Genomic DNA, 18,487 nt, shown 5'->3' on the forward strand with positions numbered 1-18,487 from the left:
TGCTGGCGATCGGCGCGGGCGCTCCGCGCTTGATATGCCTTATGTGAATATTTTTATCCTATGTGTCAATATACTTGACATAAGAGACAGGCGAATGCCAACTGCTCCCGAATGGAGCGGCGGATGCTGAGCGTGGACAGGGACAGCAGCGGGAGCGGCACAGGCGCGGCTCGGCCGATCATCGTCGCGGAGCGGATCTGCAAGGATTTCGGCCCGCTGTCGGTTCTGCGCGGCGTCTCGCTCGAAGCCGCCAATCACGACGTGATCTCCATCATCGGCGCCAGCGGATCCGGCAAGAGCACCTTCCTGCGCTGTCTGAACCTCCTGGAGATGCCGACGAGCGGCGCCATCCATATCCGCGGCGAGAAGCTCGACCTCAGGCCGACGCCGGAAGGGCTCGTCGCCGCCGACAAGGCGCAGGTGCGGCGCATCCGCGCGTCGCTGGGCATGGTGTTCCAGAGCTTCAACCTCTGGTCTCACATGACCGTCTTGGAGAACGTCATGACCCCGCCGGTCCATGTGCTGGGCAAGAGCCGGACCGAGGCGCGGGAGAGAGCGGAGCATTATCTCCAGCGCGTCGGGCTCTACGAGAAGCGCGACGTCTACCCCGCCTTCATGTCCGGCGGCCAGCAGCAGCGTGCCGCGATCGCGCGCTCGCTCGCCATGGAGCCGGCCGCCGTCCTGTTCGACGAGCCGACATCCGCCCTCGATCCCGAGCTTGTCGGCGAAGTGCTCAAGGTCATTCGCGGCCTTGCCGAGGAAGGCCGGACCATGATCGTGGTGACGCACGAGATGGCCTTTGCTCGCGACGTCTCCGCGAAGGTGCTGTTCCTCCACCAGGGCGAAGTTGAGGAAGCCGGGCCGCCGCAGGAGATCTTCCGCCAGCCACGGTCCGAACGACTCCGTGCCTTTCTCGCTCGGGCAGCCGTCTGACGGCGCCTCCATCACCACAAGGGGATCATCAATGAAAAAATACCTGGCCTTCGGGCTCGTTCTGTCCTGCCTCATGGGCGGGCTCGCCGCGCCGGCCTCGGCGCAGGACAAGACCATCGTCTTCGCCACCGAGGCGGCCTATCCGCCCTTCAACCTGCTGACCTCGGACGGCAAGATCGCCGGCTTCGACGTCGACATCGCGATGGCCGCCTGCGAGAAGATGAAGCGCAAGTGCGAATTCGTGCAGCAGGACTGGGACGGCATCGTCGCCGGCCTGCAGACCCGCCGCTACGACGCCATCTTCTCGTCCATGGGCATCACCGAGGAGCGCAAGAAGCAGCTTCTCTTCACCGATCCCTATTATCGCCCCTCGGCCTCTTTCGTCGGCAAGTCGGACGTCAAGGCCGATTTCAAGGACCCGACGCTTGGCGGCGCCACCGTCGGCGCCGTGCCCGGCATCTACGAGTGCTACGTGAAGAAGGCCTATCCGAAGGCCAATCTCACCGTCTACCCGAACTCCGACGCGCTCTACCTCGACCTGACCTCCGGTCGCCTCGACCTCGCCTTCAACGGCACGGTCGCGATCACCAACTCCTTCCTCAAGAGCGATGACGGGAAGGGCTTCGCGCTGGCCGGCGAGCCGGTGCGCGACGCGGGCTGCCTCGGCGAGGGGGCGGGCGTCGCCATGCGCAAGGAAGACACGGCGCTCAAGGAAGCGCTGGACAAGGCCTTCAAGGACATCCGCGCCGACGGCACCTACAAGGCGATCAACGACAAGTACTTCACCTTCGACATCTACGAATGACGCGCCTTGCCGACGCGCCCCCGCGGCGCGCCGGCCGGTTCCCCGGGCCCGGCCGTCAACCTTCGCCGCGGCATGCGCCGCTAAGCAGGTTCTCTCGAACCTGCTTACACTTATAAGTTCGAGCAGCATTGATTTTGCATTGAAAAATGCCAAATCAATCGTGGCGAGAGCCACGAGAAGCTGCTTAGGTCCGATCTCCAAGGCTCGTTCTCATGGGTGTGCTCGCCGACTTCCTGCCGATCGTCCTGCGCGGCATGCTCGTGACGGTCGTGCTCAGCCTGAGCGCGATGGTGCTGGCGACGGCAATCGGCCTTGTCGGCGCCTGGGCCCGCCTTGCCGGCAGCCGGCCGGTCCGGGCGCTGGCGCTGGTCTATACGGTGGTCGTGCGGGGCATGCCGCCGCTGGTGCTGATGCTGCTGATCTACTTCGGCGGCCAGACCGCGATCAACGCGGTGGCCGATGCCATGCAGGCGGAGCCGATCCGCATCGAGCCCTTCACCGCCGGCATCGTGTCGGTGGGCTTCATCTTCGGCGCCTATCTCACCGAGACCTTCCGCGGCGCCTATCTCGCCATCCCGCAGGGAGAGATCGAGGCGGGCATCGCCTTCGGCATGCCGACCCTGACGCTGGCGCGCCTCGTCGTGCTGCCGCCCCTGATGCGGCTGGCCTTGCCGAGCTTCTGGAACATCTGGCTGACGCTGGTGAAGGCCTGCGCCCTCGTTTCCGTCATCGGCCTGCAGGACGCGGTCTATGCCGCCCTGTCGATCGGCCGCTCGACCCGCGAGCCCTTCACCTTCATGCTGGTCGTGGCGGCGCTCTATCTCGTCTACACCGGCCTTTCCGACCTCGCCTTCCGCCGGCTCGGTCGCCGGCTGGGGCGCGGCACTCGCGCCGTTTCGGTCTGAGGCGCCGCCATGTACGCTTGGCAGGTCGCCGTCGACCACATCCCGCTCTTCCTGACCGGCCTGCGCAACACGGTGCTGCTGCTGGTCGTCTCGGCCGTCATTGCCTCGGTGCTCGCCGTGCCGCTGGCGCTGGTCCTGACGCGCAAGGTGCCGGTCGCGGCGCCGGTCATCGAAGCGGTGAGCTACGTCTTCCGCGGAACCCCGCTGATCGTGCAGGTCTACCTGCTCTATTACGGGCTCGCGCAGTTCGCCTTCATCCGCACCAGCGTGCTCTGGCCGTGGCTGCGCGAGGCCTGGACCTGCCTGCTCATCGCCTTCTCGCTCGGCACATGCGCCTATCTCGTGCAGATCCTGCGCGGCGCCATCGAGGCGGTTCCGCACGGCGAGGTGGAAGCGGCGCGCGCCGTCGGCATGACGCCTTTCCAGACGCTGCGCATCGTCGTGCTGCCGAACGCGTTCCGCCGGGCGCTGCCGAGCTACGAGAACGAGATCATCTTCCTGCTCCACGCCACCGCCATCGCCAGCCTGGTGACGGTGATCGACCTTGTCGGGGCGGGACGCAACTTCAATACGATCTACTATTTTACCTATGAGGGCTTCGCCATCGCCGGCGTGATCTATCTCGCCATCGTCGGCCTCATCCGCCTTTCGTACGGTCTCCTCGAACAGAGACTGCTGGTCCATCTGCGCCGCGCCGGCATCTGAGCGAGGCACCGCGCCGCGGGGGGCTCCGGGCCTCTTCGCTGGAGCGTCTTTGCGATTTGACGGACTCGCGTCAAGTCGCAAAGACGCGTCGAAACAAGGAGTTGAAGCAAAGTGCGTTTCCACCGAAACGCGCTCTGCCCTGGGGAAAACGCAATGACCAAGACCTTTTTGAAGACGACCTGGATTTCGTCATGAACGCGCATGCAAGGCCGGCACGCCTGACCGATGGCGAACGGCTGTGGTCGAACCTCATGACGATGGCCGAGATCGGCGCGCTGCCGCACGGCGGCTGCTGCCGCCTCGCCCTGACCGACGAGGACCGGCAGGCGCGCGACCTGTTCGTGCGCTGGGCCGGCGAGGCCGGCTGCGCGGTGAGCATCGATCCGTTCGGCAACGTCTTCGCCACCCGTCCCGGCCGCCGGCGCGATGCCGCCCATGTGCTCGTGGGCAGCCACCTCGACACCCAGCCGCATGGCGGCCGTTTCGACGGCGTCCTGGGCGTCCTGGCCGGGCTGGAGACGGTGCGCGCGCTGAACGCGCTCGGCGCGGAGACCGAGCACGCCGTGACGGTCGTCAACTGGACGAACGAGGAGGGCGTGCGCTTCTCGCCCGGCCTGACCGGGTCCGGCGGCTTCGTCGGCGCCATCCGGTCATATGATGCGTCCGCGATCAGCGGTGTCGGCGGCGTGCCGTTCTATCCCGAGCTGCATCGCATCGGCTATGGCGGTTCGACCCGGCTGACCGGGCGCATAGCCGGCTACTACGAGCTCCATATCGAGCAGGGGCCTGTGCTGGAGCGGGCGGGCGTGTCGGTCGGCGTCGTCGAAGGCGTGCACGGCGTGCGATGGCTGTCGGTCGATCTCGCCGGCGAGGACCGTCACGCCGGCACGACGCCGGCGCGCGACCGGCGCGATGCCTTCATGGCCGCGGCGCGGCTGGCCGTCGACATGCGGGCGGCTGCGCTGGCGCTGGACGAGGCGTTCCGCATCACCTTCGGCCGCGCCACCGTCGAGCCCGGTTCGATCAACACCGTGCCGGGCCATGTCCGCATGACCGCGGATCTGCGCCATTCGGAGGTCGCCTGTCTCGACCGCATCGATGCAGCCTTCCGTCGGGACGTTGCCGCCCTGCGCGGCACGGAAGGGGTGGAAGGCACGGTCGAGCGCATGATGGACGTCGCGCCGGTTCGCTTCGATCCGGCGATGCAGGCAAACATCGAGGCCTCGGCCGCAGAACTCGGCATCGCGACCCGTCGCCTGCCGAGCGGGGCGATGCACGACGCCAGCAATCTCGCGACGGTGGCGCCGAGCGCCATGATCTTCGTGCCGTCGCGCGACGGCGTCAGCCACAACGAGAGCGAGTGGACCGATCCGAGGCATGTCGCCGATGGCTGCGAGGTCCTGGCGCGGGCCGTGCTGCGCCACGCGACGGGAGACGTGGGACCGCACTGAGGAGGAATGATGGAAACGCCAGACGCCAATGTCAGGATCGGCGCCAAACTCAAGCATGCCCGGCTTCTGATGGGCCTGAGCCTCAATGAGCTCGGCCAGCGTGTCGGCGTCACCGAAGGCTATCTGTCGAAGCTGGAGAATGGGCGCTCGCAGGCGTCCCTGGCGACGCTGCACAAGCTGGTGCAGGCGCTGGACACCAACATGAGCGCGCTCTTCGCCGCTGCGCCCGAGGGCGAGGGCGCCGTGACGGTCGTGCGCGCCAGGGAACGGCCGCGGCTGGAGGCGGGGCATTTGCGGGCCGGAAACAAGGTCGTGCTCGAGCGGCTGGTGCCGCATCGGCCCGACCAGCTCCTGCAGATCAACATCCACGTCATCCCGGCCGCCGGCGGCAGCCCGGACTTCATCAGCCATGGCGGCCAGGAGTTCGGCTATGTCCTCGCCGGCGCCTTCACGCTCGTCGTGGACGGACATGAGCGCGAGCTCGCCGAGGGGGATTCGTTCTACTTCGACTCCTCCCTCCCGCACGGCTACCGCAACGACGGGGAGGTCGAGGCCCGCGTCCTGTGGGTGAACACGCCGCCGACCTTCTGATCCTGCCGATATCGAAAGGGGTCAAGGATATTTCTAAATAGGAATGTTGCTTGACTTCAGCAAGCCCCCTCCTTAATCGGAGGGCATTGGTCCCCCAGCGCGAGAATGCTCATGGCCTATGATGTGCAGGATGTCCGGCGGCAATTCCCGGGCCTTGCCCGCCAGCGCGACGGCAAGCCGGTCGCCTTCCTCGACAACCCGGCCGGCACGCAGGTGCCCCTTCTGGTGGTCGACCGCATGGCGGCCGCCATGCTGCATACCAACAGCAATCTCGGCGGATACTTCGAAACCTCGCTCGAAGCGGGCGAGCTTGTCGGCAAGGCCCACAGCGCGGCGGCGACGCTGGTGAACGCGGCCGAGACCGGCGAGGTCTTCTTCGGCCAGAACATGACGACGCTGACCTTCGCCATGTCGCGCAGCATCGGCTCGCTCCTGAAGGAGGGCGACGAGATCGTCCTCTCGCGCATGGATCACGATGCCAATGTCGCGCCCTGGCTCATGCTGGCGGAAGACAAGGGGCTGGTCGTGCGCTGGCTGGACTTCTCGCCGGAGACCTACGAGTTCGATCTCGCCGATCTCGAGGCCCTGATGACCGAGCGCACGCGCCTCGTCGCCGTGTGCTACGCCAGCAACGTCACCGGCACGATCAACGACGTCGCCGCCATCTCGGCGATCGCCCACGAGGCCGGCGCGCTCGTCTATGTCGACGCGGTCCAGTATGCCCCGCACGGCCTCATCGACGTGCAGGCGCTCGGTTGCGACTTCCTCGTCTGCTCGGCCTACAAGTTCTTCGGTCCGCACTACGGCATCTTCTGGGGCCGGCGCGAGGTGCTGGACCGGCTGCGCCCCTACAAGGTGCGGGCGGCGTCCAACGAGCTGCCCTGGCGTTTCACCACCGGCACCACGAACCGCGAGCAGCTCGCCGGCGTGCACGCCGCGATCGACCACATCGCCGGCCTGTCGCGTTTCGATTCGGGGCTCGCCGGCTCGGCCGGGCTGCGCGAGCAGCTCGCATCGGGCTTCAAGGTGATGAAGCAGCACGACGACATGCTCACGCAGCGGCTGATCGACGGGCTGAAGCCGTTCAATCGCGTCCGCGTCCTCGGCATCACCGATCCGGCGGCGATCGGCCGGCGCGTCTCGACGGTCAGCTTCTTCGTCGAGGAGGCGTCCTCGGCCGACCTCGTGAAGTCCTGGGCGGCCGAGGGCCTCCAGGTCTGGAGCGGCCACAATTACGGGCTCGAGGCCAACCGCCGTCTCGGCATCCTCGACCGCGGCAGCGGCATCCGCGTCGGGCCGGTGCACTACAACACGGCCGAGGAGATCGACCGGGTGATCCAGGCCGTGGACAGGTCGCTGAGCGGCCGGTAGCGCGGATGCCTCGGTCCGATCCGGGGCGAGGCTGCCCGGCGGTGCGGGCCATGCCCGAAGCGGATCTCGCGGCCCGCGCCGGAGCGGCCGCCGCCGAGGTGGCCAGGTGGGCATGTGGGCCGGCCGTCTCCTGCTCACCGGGCGCCGGACCGTCCCTGGCGTCGAGATCGAGCACGATCTCCCCGGGCGCGGCATGATGGGCCTCCAGGAGCAGGCCGGCCGAAAGACCTCGGAATCATTTTTCATGGATTATGATTATTTTTCATGAAAAATCATTGAATCTGATCGATTTTCATAGAAAGATAAGCATAGGCGCGTTCTTCATGGGTCCGTATCGAAATTCATGGACTCCGGGCAGCGAAAGCCATTTTCAGAAGCTGTAACGGCTTTTCACGGTCGTCCGTTGCCGGAAGCCGCGATTCCCGTTGGCTACGCCGCCTTGATCGACGCGTTCGAACTGGCAGTGCCGGTGCCGATCCGCTTGGCCGCGGTCGGCCCGCGGCACAAGGTTTACGAGGCCGGCGGGTGGAGATTTTATACGCCACGCCACCGGCCGGAAGCCGGTCTCGGGGGGCATCTCACCTTCGCGCTTCGCTATGAAGGCCTCGACCTCGCCGTTCTGAAGACGCTGTTCCAGGCTACGGGGCCGGAGCCGATCGCGGCGTTTGTCCGTGCAACGCCAACCGGCGCCTACGCACGACGGATCTGGTTCTTGTACGAATGGCTGCTCGACGCTCGGCTCGACCTGCCTGACGCGACGCAGGGACGCTACGCTCCTGCCGTCGATCCCGACCAGCAATGGACGATTGCCGGCACAGCGTCATCGCGCCATCGCGTCAAGAACAATCTGCCCGGCACGCCCGCATACTGCCCGCTGATCTTTCGCACGCCGGTGCTGGAGCGGCTTGTCGCCCGCAATCTCGGCGGTGAGGCGCGCCGTCTCGTGGCCGACCTGCCCGTCGACCTCCTTGCCCGCACCGCCGCCTTTCTGCTCCTCAGGGATTCACGGTCGAGTTTTGAGATCGAGGGCGAGGATCCGCCCCAGGATCGCATTCAGCGCTGGGGATCCGCGATCGGCGGGGCGGGCCGCCGTCCGATCGACCGCGCCGAACTGGAGCGCTTGCAGCGCATCGTCATCGGTGACGCACGTTTCGTACACCTCGGGTTGAGAGCACAGGGCGGGTTTATCGGCGAGCACGACCGGCAGGACGGGACACCCGTTCCCGATCACATCAGCGCGCGACATCAGGACCTGCCTGCCTTGATCGACGGCCTGGCGGCTTTTGATCGTGGCGCCGCGCAGGGGCTTGATGCGGTCCTTGCCGCGGCCGTTCTCGCATTCGGCTTCGTGTATATCCATCCGTTCGAGGACGGTAACGGTCGTCTCCACCGCTATCTCATGCATCATGTCCTGGCGGAGCGGGGCTTCAACCCGCCCGGTCTTGTCTTCCCGGTATCGGCCGTCATCCTCGATCGGATCCAGGACTACCGGAGCGTGCTGGACAGCTATTCACGCCGTCTTCTGCCGCTCATTCGCTGGCGCCCGACCGACCGAGGCAATGTCGAGGTCCTGAACGAGACCGCGGACTTCTATCGCTATTTCGATGCGACGCCCCACGCGGAGTTTCTGTTCGAATGCCTCGCGCGCGCAATCGATGTCGACCTGCCCGCCGAGGCCGCGTTCCTCAGGAGCTACGATCGTTTCAAGGCGCAGGTGAAGGGGATGATCGACATGCCGGACCGGCTGCTCGACCTCATGCACCGCTTCCTGCGGCAGGACGGAGGCAGGCTGTCGAAGCGAGCGCGCGAGAAGGAGTTCGCGGCCCTGACCGACGACGAGGCGGCGCGGATCGAGGCCATATATGCGGACCGTTAGGAATGCGGTCGATGTGAGTAGCGACGAATTCCATGACAGGTGGAGTGATGCTGTCCCATCGAGGCTCGTCCTGCCCGACGAGGCCCGTGGACCGGTGGTCGGCTGCAAGGTTCAGCGATGATCGACGATCCTGACACGACCGATCGCCTCGTCGATACGTTGGAAGCATCCCGCCCCATCGGAGCCATGCTCTTCACATCCCCGTGGAGACACTGTCCAAGCCGGCTCCCGACGGGGTTGTTCCGGCGAGATGACTCATTGTTCGTCGATCCAGTTCGCCAGATCGACGCTCACATCGCGCCGAATTCCTCTACGGTCTCACGCTAAAGCGTTTTGCGATTTGACGGAATCGCGTCAAGTCGCAAAGACGCGTCGAAACAAGGAGTTGGAGCAAAGCGCGTTTCCACCAAAACGCGCTTTGCTCCAGTGGAATGCTTGTTCTCTTTTTATTCTTGCATAGAGGGTCAGGCTCTGATCCGCGCGACCCGATTCGAACCTGCTGCCTCCACCTCCGGAGAGCGCCGCCGCAGACGCCCTTCCGCACCCTGCCCGCGTGGAGACCTGCCCTCTCACCCCTTCACCCGCGCCATGGCCGGGTCGTAGGGCGGCGCCAGGAACACCTCCGCCTTCACACGCTCGGTCGCGACCTCCAGCTCGTAGGACCCCGAGAGAACATGGTCGGCGTCGACGCCGGCGGGGTCGCGCACATAGCCGTAGCCGATGCCCTTGCCCAGGGTGTAGCCGAAGCCCGCCGAGGCCAGCCAGCCGCAGCGCCGACCGTCGCGGTAGATCGTCTCGCGGCCGAGCAGCACGATGTCGGGATCCTCGACCGTGAAGCCGGCCATCAGGCGCGGCAGCGGCTTGGCCTGCTGGGCGACCAGGGCTTCCCGCCCGAGGAAGGGCACGTCCCGCCGCAGCTTGGCGGCCCAGCCGAGCCCGGCCATCAGCGGCGAATGGTCCGGCCCGATATCGGCGCCCCAGGCGCGATAGCCCTTCTCCAGCCGCAGCGATTCGATGGCGCGATAGCCGGCATTGGCGATGCCGTGCGCCGCGCCCGCCGCCATCAGCGCCTCGTAGAGCGAGAGGGCGAACTCGGTCGGCACGTGCAGCTCCCAGCCGAGCTCGCCGACATAGGTGACGCGCAGCGCCAGCACCGGCGCGCCGGCGGCGTGGATGCGCCGGACCGCGCCGAACGGGAAGCCGGCATTGGAGAGGTCGTCGCCGGTCACGGCCGACAGGATGTCGCGCGAGCGCGGCCCCATCAGCACCAGCACCGCGTTCTGGGAGGTGATGTCGGCGACGCGGGCGTCGAGGCGGGCCGGGATGTTGCGCCGGATCCAGTCGAGGTCATGCGTGGCGAAGCCGGTGCCGGTGACGATGTAGTACTCCTCCGGCCCGAGCCGCGCCACGGTGAGGTCGGCCTCGATGCCGCCGCGCGTCACCCATGCAAGGCGGGTGCATCTCACGCCGCACGATCTGGCGATGACCAGCCATCGTCTGAATTCAGCTCGACCAAGGTGTGCCGGCTCACTACAAGCGGATGCGTCCCACGAGCGGGACGCGCACTAAACTGGAAAGAAGCCGTAGCGCCCCTGCGTTTTCTGTTTCGAGAAGAAGTGCATAGTCATGTTTGATGCGAGACTCGCGGCTGGATCTTCATTCTCAAGAATGATGACCTGGATATCCGCTGATCGCGTCGCCAAGTCGCTATAGAATGCTTGTTTCACATCGAGCTTCAGGTCTGGTGCGAGATCGTCTTCGTGATCCGCTTCGCGGAACGTGACCAGCGGCGAATCGAGCACCACGAAGCCGGGAGCATTTCGCTTGAGAGCCATTATAGCAAGTTGCAGCCCGATCGTGAAGGCCGCATGCGTTAATGCACGTAAGCCTTTTCCTTGCTCTCCGCGGCGGCGATTACCGAGTACTAGGTCGTGCCGCTGCTCCTCAAAATAGACCGGCTTTCCGTGCGGAAAGTGCCATGCGTCGAGTAGGGTCTCGACCGCAACACTCAGCGCCTGGACACTCGCAGCCGGCAGACCTGGCCGCTCCTCGTTGGTTTTCCCTGCAGTTCCCAAAGCTGCTTCCGCGTCAGCCTTTCGAAGTCGAAGTGCATTGAGTCGCTCGACAAGGACGATCGAGTGGCGAACCTGCCCTCGAGTATCAAGTAGTTCATTGTATTTCAGCCTGGCCACTGAGAGTGCGGGCGTTAAAATCTCACGCACTAGCGTATCGGCTGCGCGAAACGATGCGTGGGCTGCACGCGCGTCGGCGCGCAGGGCCTCGCGCTCCCCGACCAGATCGGCAATGGCTTCGCCAAGCTCAAGCCGCAACTTCCTGATCTTAGTGATCTCGCTGGCACACGCCGTTCTAAGGCGTTCGATGTCGCCGTCATGTGGCGTCCTATTATCATGATGATGGTCGCCGACTGGGGCGCCACAAAGGGGGCAGGTTTCCGCAGACAGGGCGACGAAGTACTGACCAGCCTCGGCAATAGCCTCAAGGCGTTCTAGATCCGAGGCGTAGCTCTGATCTAGTAGGACAAAACGCTCCTCGAGACCGTCGATCTCGCTCTCGCGGCTTTCGATCCGCTCGTGCTCCTCCCACGCCTGGCGACGCGCACGCTCTTGTGTTTGGAATACAGAGCGTTCGGTTGCCAGCACTGCTTCACTAGCCAGAATGGACGCTTCGAGGCGCTCATTTTGATCCAGAAGGCCATCGGGATCGTTCGTATATTCCTTTAGTTCTGCTTCGAAATCTGCGATTAGTTGATCAAACGCGAGGATTTGCCCTTCAATCTCCGCTTTGACAATGACTTTTTTCTTTGTTGAAACAAGAGAGCTATCATCTATGCCTGTAAGTAGCAACTTTAGAATACTTGTCTGAGTCGTTTTTTGCGTGGATTCGCCCGTGAAAATGGGTGATTCCTTCTTGATGATGCTCTCTTCATCCACAATGAGCAGCGGAGCAAGATTTCGAAAGCTCAGATTCTGCAGTTCATTGTTGATGTTCCTGCGTAATCGTTTCTGATCAAGATTGACCAGGCGTAATAGAAATGTACTGATGTTGTCTGGATCCGTGGCTGAGTGCCGTGCAGAGAGCGTAACTTGCTGCGTGCTCGGATTCGACGGTTCGCTGAGGAGAAAGTCCCCGCCTTGCAGAGCGCGAGTCAATAGATAGTTCTTCCCGTCGCCCGCCTCGATCGTCAGGTGCGCCTGATCGTATCCACTACTCTCTGGAATCTGGCGAGGCGGCGTGGCGCCGCCCAGCATGAAGTCGATTGCCTCCACCAGGTAGGACTTACCGGTTTCCGATGGGCCAGAAACTACGTTGAGCCCGGCGCCAAAGGTGATTTCCGCGTCCGGCTTGCCAGGGCCTGTCACGCGAAGCGTGCGCAACTGAACGCCGCTCATAGCAAGCGCTCCGGGGGGAGCTTCGTCGCCTGAAACTCCCTTGTCCAGCGCTCGAAACGTGCGTCGAAATAGCTCCTCAGCGCATCCTCCTCCTCCGCGCCGAACTGATCGACGGCCCACTGCGCGCGATTGCGAAGTACTTGGCTATAGCTCGCCTGAAGACAATCGAGAAAAGGCGCAGCCTCGTCAGAGGCGCGATAGGTAATACCGTCGATGTCTGCGTGCCTTTCGACCAAGCCGCGGCTGATCAGGAGGAGGAGACCTCGTTCGATGACCCCGCGGCGAACCAAGAGTTCTCCATTCCGAAGCGGTGTGTTTGGATGGAGACTTTCCGGACCATCGGCATCCTGCGAATGCACCACGAGGTAATCAAAGTATAGTAGGCGCTGAAGGTCGTAGGCCGACGGGTAGGCCTCAACGAGAATGGCAAGTGCACGTACGCCAGTTTCGAGCGCGCTGTTGAAGGGTGAAGGATTGCGTGTCGCGTGGATCATGACACCGGCACCCACGTAAGGCGGTCATCATTTGCCAGCTGATGACATATGCCTCGCCGATCCTTCGGCTCAACACGTCCGAGTAGCGCCGAACTCGTGATATCGAGTTTTGTCGCGTGCTCAACGGTCGCGTTCAGACGGGTGAGCCCACAAGCATGCGCCGCCTCCGCGGTGTCGATTACGCCATCGTGGATTTGGTCCTGCAGGTTCTCAAAGGCTCCCGGCGGCAACGTATCCCTTGAGAAGCTCCGGAGCGCCTCAGCGCAGTAGAAGCCTTCCCTTGCCCGCTGAAAATGGCGTTGCTCAGTGGGAGGCAACGCGCCGGGAGATGCGAAGGCCGCGCGCTTATTGTCTCCGTAGGCCTCAAGAAGCTGCGCCACGTACCGGCTCTCAGAAGCCGCAATCTCCGTTGGCGGCTGCGGCGCCAGTGCCCTTTCCGGCAGTCCGAGACCGAATCGGACAGCGAAGTATGGTGTGCGCTGATGTCCCTCAATCAACCTCAGGGGCGGCAGATGACCGACCCGACTGAAGTCAAATTTCTGAACATAGTCGAGGAGCGCGCCTTCGAGGGGAACGGTGCGCGTCTTCGTAATATGCGGGGCGCATTTTTCCGGCCAGTTTGCAATCAACCCTGCTCGGAGTTCGTTCGGCTTCTTGAGTAGGCGCATGAGCTTCGTGCCCACACCCCTTGGTGCAACGAAGAAATACTGGCGCGGCAAACTGTAGGCGCCATTAAATACGTAATAACAAAGCTTCCCCAGCTCGATCCATATGTCGCTCGGGGTCAGGGCGTGATCATAGTGCTTGCACTGGTAATTGTCCCACGGGCTGTCTTTCTCTGACGGATCGACGGTCGCGACGATATCGCAACCTTGGTCTCCTGCGCTGCCGGCACGTTCGACCAACTTGTAATCCCTCAGGCTCGACGCCCATTCGTCGACGCATTCTTCCCATTGAACAGCAGAGAAGATCTTTATCCGTTCAATTGGTGGGATGGCTGGGCCGGAACGAATCTCAAATGGGTCGGCAGCGCTAATAATTACCTTCACGATTATTGCGCGTGTCGGTGGCTTCATACGCGCCCTCCGGGCCCAGGGGCGACGCGTGTTGGCGGAGCGCATTCCCCACGGTCGTTGGCCCCTGCCTTCCCTTGTTTGCATTCACATGTTGTTACGACTTAAATGATTTCGAAATATCTCGCAACGGCATCCGGTCGATTTTGTATGTGGCCGGAAAGGCAATGCTACCGGCATTGCGCGAGGGGGCTTTCCGAGAGCTTCAGAACGCCAGCCTCCCATGAAAGCGGCACTCTCTAACCTCCGGAGAGCGCCGCCGCAGACGCCCTTCCGCACCCTGCCCGCGTGGAGACCTGCCCTCTCACCCCTTCACCCGCGCCATGGCCGGGTCGTAGGGCGGCGTCAGGAACACCTCCGCCTTCACACGCTCGGTCGCGACCTCCAGCTCGTAGGACCCCGAGAGAACATGGTCGGCGTCGACGCCGGCGGGGTCGCGCACATAGCCGTAGCCGATGCCCTTGCCCAGGGTGTAGCCGAAGCCCGCCGAGGCCAGCCAGCCGCAGCGCCGGCCGTCGCGGTAGATCGTCTCGCGGCCGAGCAGCACGATGTCGGGATCCTCGACCGTGAAGCCGGCCATCAGGCGCGGCAGCGGCTTGGCCTGCTGGGCGATGAGAGCCTCGCGGCCGAGGAAGGGCACGTCCCGGCGCAGCTTGGCGGCCCAGCCGAGCCCGGCCATCAGCGGCGAGTGGTCCGGCCCGATATCGGCGCCCCAGGCCCGGTAGCCCTTCTCCAGCCGCAGCGATTCGATGGCGCGGTAGCCGGCATTGGCGATGCCGTGCGCCGCGCCCGCCGCCATCAGCGCCTCGTAGAGCGAGAGGGCGAACTCGGTCGGCACGTGCAGCTCCCAGCCGAGCTCGCCGACATAGGTGACGCGCAGCGCCAGCACCGGCGCGCCGGCGGCGTGGATGCGCCGGACCGCGCCGAACGGGAAGCCGGCATTGGAGAGGTCGCCGCCGGTCACGGCCGACAGGATGTCGCGCGAGCGCGGCCCCATCAGCACCAGCACCGCGTTCTGGGAGGTGATGTCGGAGACGCGGGCGTCGAGGCCGGCCGGGATGTTGCGCCGGATCCAGTCGAGGTCATGCGTGGCGAAGCCGGTGCCGGTGACGATGTAGTACTCCTCCGGCCCGAGCCGCGCCACGGTGAGGTCGGCCTCGATGCCGCCGCGGGCGTTGAGCATCTGGGTGTAGACGAGGCTGCCGGGCTTCCTGGCCACGTCGTTGGCGCAGATCCAGGAGAGCGCCGCCTCCGCGTCCCGGCCGGTCACCGAGAACTTGGCGAAGGAGGTCTGGTCGAAGATCACCGCCCGCTCGCGGCAGGCTTGGTGCTCGCGCCCGACCGCGGCGAACCAGTTCTGGCGGCCGTAGGAATAGATGTCGCGCGGCTCCTCGCCGGCGGCCGCGAACCAGTTCGGCCGCTCCCAGCCGAGCTTTTCGCCGAACACCGCGCCTTGCGCCTTGAGCCGGTCGTAGAGCGGCGAGCGGCGCAGCGGCCGGCCCGAGTGGTGCTCCTCGAACGGCCAGGCCATGGTGTAGTGCTTGGCATAGGCCTCCATGGTGCGCTGGCGCACCCAGCCGGTGTCGAGGGTGTTGCGGCCGAAGCGGCGGATGTCGACCGCCCACAGGTCGTAGGGCGGCTCGCCCCGGGCCACCCATTCGGCCAGCGCCATGCCGGCGCCGCCGCCGGAGGCGATGCCGAAGGCGTTGAAGCCGCAGCCGACATAGACGCCCCGGGTCTCCGGCGCGGCGCCGAGGATGAAGTTGCCGTCCGGCGTGAAGCTCTCCGGGCCGTTGATGAAGCTCTTGATCCCGGCGGTCTGCATCGCCGGGACGCGGCCGACCGCCTGCTCCATCAGCGGCTCGAAATGGTCGAGGTCGTTCTCCAGGAGCTGGAATTCGAAAGGCTCGGTGGCGCCGGTGTTGGCCCAGGGCTTCGGATTGGGCTCGTAGCCGCCCATAACCAGCCCGCCGACCTCTTCCTTCCAGTAGGTCAGGCGGTCGGGGTCACGCAGCGTCGGCAGGCTGGAGGTGACGCCTTCGATGCGCTCGGTGATCAGGTACTGGTGCTGCATCGACACCAGCGGGATGTTGACGCCGGCCATGCGGCCGATCTCGCGCGACCATTGCCCGGCGCAGATGACGACGGTTCCGGCCTCGACGCGGCCCTGGTCGGTGAGCACGGCCCTGGCGGTGCCGTCGACCACCTCGATGTCGGTGACGGTGACGCCCTCGCGGATAGTGACGCCGCCCATGCGCGCGCCCTTGGCGAGCGACTGGGCGATGTCGGAGGGCGAGGCCTGCCCGTCGGTGGGCAGGAAGGCGGCGCCGACGACGTCGTCGACCTGCATCAGCGGCCACAGATCCTGCGCTTCCTTCGGCGTCAGCAGCTGCATGTCGAGGCCGAAGCTCTTGGCCGTGGTCGCCTGCCGCTTCACCTCGGTCCAGCGCTCGGCGTTGCAGGCGAGGCGCAGGCCGCCGTTCTTCTTCCAGCCGGTGGCGAGGCCCGTCTCCGCTTCGAGCCTTTCGTAGAGCGAGACGGAATAGCCGAGCAGCTGGGTGATGTTGGCGTTGGTGCGCAGCTGGCCGACCAGCCCGGCGGCGTGCCAGGTCGAGCCCGAGGTCAGCTTGCCGCGCTCGAGCAGCAGCACGTCGGTCAGGCCCATGCGCGCCAAGTGATAGGCGGTGGAGGCGCCGATGATGCCGCCGCCGATGATGACGATCTTGGCGGAGGAGGGCAGGTCGGTCATGGGATCATCCTCGGGACGGCAGGGTTGGCACGGGCGCTAGCGCAGGGCCGTGAAGGCCCGGTAGGCCGCCTCGTAGCGCGACAGGTTCTCGGCGGTGTAGGCGGCGTAGTCGAAGTCGAGCGCCGAATGGATCTCCGACACCATGCTCCACATCGTCTCGCGCAGCAGCGAGGCGGCGGTCATGGCGGCGGCCCGGCGACGCAGCGCATCGTCGACCGGGCGATCGTAGTAGAGCTCGAGGATGGCCTCGGCCGCGGCGGCGTCGAGCTCCGAGTTCGAGGCGAGGCCGCCGAGGTCGAACAGCGGCGAGTTGAAGCCGGCATAGTCCCAGTCGACCAGCCAGAGGCGCCGGCCGTCGTCGAGAAAATTGGCGGCCAGCAGGTCGTTGTGGCCGAAGACGATCTCGACCGGACCGACGCCCCGCTCCAGCGCCTCGGCCTCGGCGACGAGGCGCGGCAGCAGGGCGAGGTGCCGGCTGGCCCCCTCCGCCAGGGTGTGGGCATAGTCGCGCACCACCTGGAACACCCAGAAGATCGCCGCCGGCCCACGAAAATGCCGCGGCATCTCCCGGTGGCAGCGGCGAACCAGCGCCACCAGCGCCTCGCGGTTGGCCGGGTTGCGCACGTCCTGCGGCGTGAAGGTGCGGCCTTCGACGAAATCCAGCACCAGCGCGCCGGGCTCCGCATGCACCACGGCCGGCGACAGGCCGGCGGCGTGGGCGGCGCGGCTGGCGGCAAGCTCGTTGGCGCGGCTGATCTGGTGGACGGGAATGTCCTCGCCGATCCGCACGACATAGCGGCGGCCGCGATCGGCGACGACGAAATTGGTGTTGGTGATGCCGCCGCCGAGCGGCTGCGGATCGACCGGCCCGGACCAGCAGGCGAGCGAGGCGGCACGAGCCCGGGCGGCGGTCATGCGGGACGTCTCCGATGCATCCGTTCAGTCGTGCGGCAGACTAGCGTGGAGTGGATCAAATCGTCCAGATGCCGCGATTCGGTTCGCCAGGGCCCGGCGAGACGGGCGGACCGCTCCGGTCCTCGAGCCGGGCAGCGGACGGTGACGGCGGCGGGCAAGGATTGCGCCGCAGAAGGCCTCGGCCCGGACGAATTCGCCACCGTGATGGAGCTGTGATCGAGCGCGGGCATCCTCGGGGGCCTTCGGCAGGTTTGTCGCGAGGCCGCCTCTTATTTATATGGTCGCCAGGATTTATGCGTCGCCATGGCCCGGGAACCGACTCCATGCTGGAAAAACTGATCGAACGAACGCTGGTGGCATCGCGCTGGCTGATGGCGCCCTTCTATCTCGGGCTCGTCCTGGCGCTTGGCGTGGTGCTCTTCAAGTTCGTGCAGGAGTTGATCCATTTCGTCGCCGGAGCCGCCATGCTGTCGGAGGAGGACACCGTGCTCGGCGCCCTGGCGGTGATCGACCTGGCGCTGCTCGGCAGCCTCATCCTGATCGTCGTGTTCTCCGGCTACGAGAACTTTGTCTCCAAGATCGACGGCACCGGCCATGACGACTGGCCGGACTGGATGACCAAGGTCGACTTTGCCGGCCTCAAGCTCAAGCTCCTCGCCTCGATCGTGCTGATCTCGGCGATCCAGGTGCTCAAGGGCTTCATGTCGCTGGAGAAGCTCACCGACCGCGAGCTCTACTGGCTCGTCGGCATCCACATGGTCTTCGTCGTCTCCGGCGTGCTGCTGGCCCTGTCCGACTACCTGCAGGCCAAGTCCGGCAAAGGCGAGCACTGACGGCGGCGGGCTCAGCCTTCGGGGGCGCCGCCGTCATGGGCGGCGACCAGCCGCTTCGGCGCCGCCTCGCGCCAGCGCCGCTCGATCAGGCGGCGCAGCCGCTCCGGCTCGACCGCGGCAAGCCGGATCAGCACGAAGGGGTAGGGCCGGTAGTGGTCGGTCAGGAAGAAGATGTTGGGCGCGGCTTCGATCAGCATGTCGCGCTCCGCCATGTCCATCTTCAGCGCGAAGGTCTCGCCGTCCTCGCGGATCCGGCCGATGAAGGCCTTGCGGACCCGGAAGGCCGGCGTGCCATGGTGGAGGCCCTCCTCGACGCCCGGCAGCGCCAGGGCGATGCGGCGGACGGCGTCGAGATCGGCGGCCATCCCGTCATGCC

The 18,487-nt window shown here is 65.5% G+C and carries 15 protein-coding genes and 1 pseudogene; 9 read left to right on the forward strand and 7 right to left on the reverse strand.

Features of this window, described 5'->3' with window-relative positions; genetic code table 11:
* Window positions 1–123: 123 nt before the first annotated feature.
* The 8 genes from AC27L4_RS17170 to AC27L4_RS17205 all read left to right on the forward strand — a co-directional run bounded on the left by AC27L4_RS17170 (window position 124) and on the right by AC27L4_RS17205 (window position 8,637).
* Window positions 124–933: an ABC transporter ATP-binding protein gene (locus AC27L4_RS17170; protein ID WP_487143445.1), complete on the forward strand. Its 810-nt coding sequence runs from the start codon at window positions 124–126 to the stop codon at window positions 931–933.
* A 31-nt stretch (window positions 934–964) separates the two neighbouring features.
* Entirely contained in the window at window positions 965–1,738 is a 774-nt protein-coding gene (locus AC27L4_RS17175) for a transporter substrate-binding domain-containing protein (RefSeq protein WP_487143446.1), read from the forward strand.
* A gap of 212 nt (window positions 1,739–1,950) precedes the next feature.
* Window positions 1,951–2,643 (forward strand): ABC transporter permease, encoded by a 693-nt coding sequence (locus AC27L4_RS17180; RefSeq protein WP_487143447.1) that lies wholly within the window; start codon window positions 1,951–1,953, stop codon window positions 2,641–2,643.
* A 9-nt stretch (window positions 2,644–2,652) separates the two neighbouring features.
* Window positions 2,653–3,348 (forward strand): ABC transporter permease, encoded by a 696-nt coding sequence (locus tag AC27L4_RS17185; protein WP_487143448.1) that lies wholly within the window; start codon window positions 2,653–2,655, stop codon window positions 3,346–3,348.
* Window positions 3,349–3,539: 191 nt separating this feature from the next.
* Window positions 3,540–4,799 (forward strand): allantoate amidohydrolase, encoded by a 1,260-nt coding sequence (locus tag AC27L4_RS17190; protein WP_487143449.1) that lies wholly within the window; start codon window positions 3,540–3,542, stop codon window positions 4,797–4,799.
* Between the two features lie 9 nt (window positions 4,800–4,808).
* Window positions 4,809–5,390, forward strand: coding sequence for a cupin domain-containing protein (locus AC27L4_RS17195; RefSeq protein ID WP_487143450.1), 582 nt, complete (start codon window positions 4,809–4,811; stop codon window positions 5,388–5,390).
* Window positions 5,391–5,501: 111 nt separating this feature from the next.
* The gene (locus tag AC27L4_RS17200; protein ID WP_487143451.1) at window positions 5,502–6,761 is read left to right on the forward strand and encodes a cysteine desulfurase-like protein; all 1,260 of its coding nucleotides are present in this window, start codon (window positions 5,502–5,504) and stop codon (window positions 6,759–6,761) included.
* Between the two features lie 343 nt (window positions 6,762–7,104).
* On the forward strand, window positions 7,105–8,637 hold the full coding sequence (locus AC27L4_RS17205; protein WP_487143452.1) for a Fic family protein: 1,533 nt from the start codon (window positions 7,105–7,107) through the stop codon (window positions 8,635–8,637).
* Window positions 8,638–9,206: 569 nt separating this feature from the next.
* Here AC27L4_RS17205 and AC27L4_RS17210 read toward each other — a convergent pair.
* The 6 genes and pseudogenes from AC27L4_RS17210 to AC27L4_RS17235 form a co-directional block, all read right to left on the reverse strand.
* Window positions 9,207–10,073: pseudogene (locus AC27L4_RS17210) on the reverse strand (aminomethyl transferase family protein); the annotation flags it as partial.
* A 129-nt stretch (window positions 10,074–10,202) separates the two neighbouring features.
* Window positions 10,203–12,047, reverse strand: a complete 1,845-nt coding sequence (locus AC27L4_RS17215; protein WP_487143453.1) for an ATP-binding protein — start codon at window positions 12,045–12,047, stop codon at window positions 10,203–10,205.
* The gene (locus AC27L4_RS17220) at window positions 12,044–12,541 is read right to left on the reverse strand and encodes an ABC-three component system middle component 2 (protein WP_487143454.1); all 498 of its coding nucleotides are present in this window, start codon (window positions 12,539–12,541) and stop codon (window positions 12,044–12,046) included. The genes AC27L4_RS17215 and AC27L4_RS17220 overlap by 4 nt, the downstream gene beginning before the upstream one ends.
* Window positions 12,538–13,617, reverse strand: coding sequence for an ABC-three component system protein (locus AC27L4_RS17225; RefSeq protein WP_487143455.1), 1,080 nt, complete (start codon window positions 13,615–13,617; stop codon window positions 12,538–12,540). Before AC27L4_RS17225 ends, AC27L4_RS17220 begins: the two co-directional genes overlap by 4 nt.
* 301 nt (window positions 13,618–13,918) lie before the next feature.
* On the reverse strand, window positions 13,919–16,363 hold the full coding sequence (locus tag AC27L4_RS17230; RefSeq protein ID WP_487143456.1) for a GcvT family protein: 2,445 nt from the start codon (window positions 16,361–16,363) through the stop codon (window positions 13,919–13,921).
* 36 nt (window positions 16,364–16,399) lie between these two features.
* Complete coding sequence (locus AC27L4_RS17235) at window positions 16,400–17,278, reverse strand: phosphotransferase (RefSeq protein ID WP_487143457.1); 879 nt, start codon at window positions 17,276–17,278, stop codon at window positions 16,400–16,402.
* Between the two features lie 323 nt (window positions 17,279–17,601).
* On the opposite strand from AC27L4_RS17235, the gene AC27L4_RS17240 reads away from it, so the two are divergent.
* The gene (locus AC27L4_RS17240; protein ID WP_487143458.1) at window positions 17,602–18,111 is read left to right on the forward strand and encodes a TIGR00645 family protein; all 510 of its coding nucleotides are present in this window, start codon (window positions 17,602–17,604) and stop codon (window positions 18,109–18,111) included.
* An 11-nt stretch (window positions 18,112–18,122) separates the two neighbouring features.
* Here AC27L4_RS17240 and AC27L4_RS17245 read toward each other — a convergent pair whose 3' ends face one another.
* On the reverse strand, window positions 18,123–18,476 hold the full coding sequence (locus tag AC27L4_RS17245) for an MmcQ/YjbR family DNA-binding protein (protein ID WP_487143459.1): 354 nt from the start codon (window positions 18,474–18,476) through the stop codon (window positions 18,123–18,125).
* Window positions 18,477–18,487: the final 11 nt, after the last annotated feature.

Source organism: Labrys sp. Lb11 (assembly GCF_057554225.1).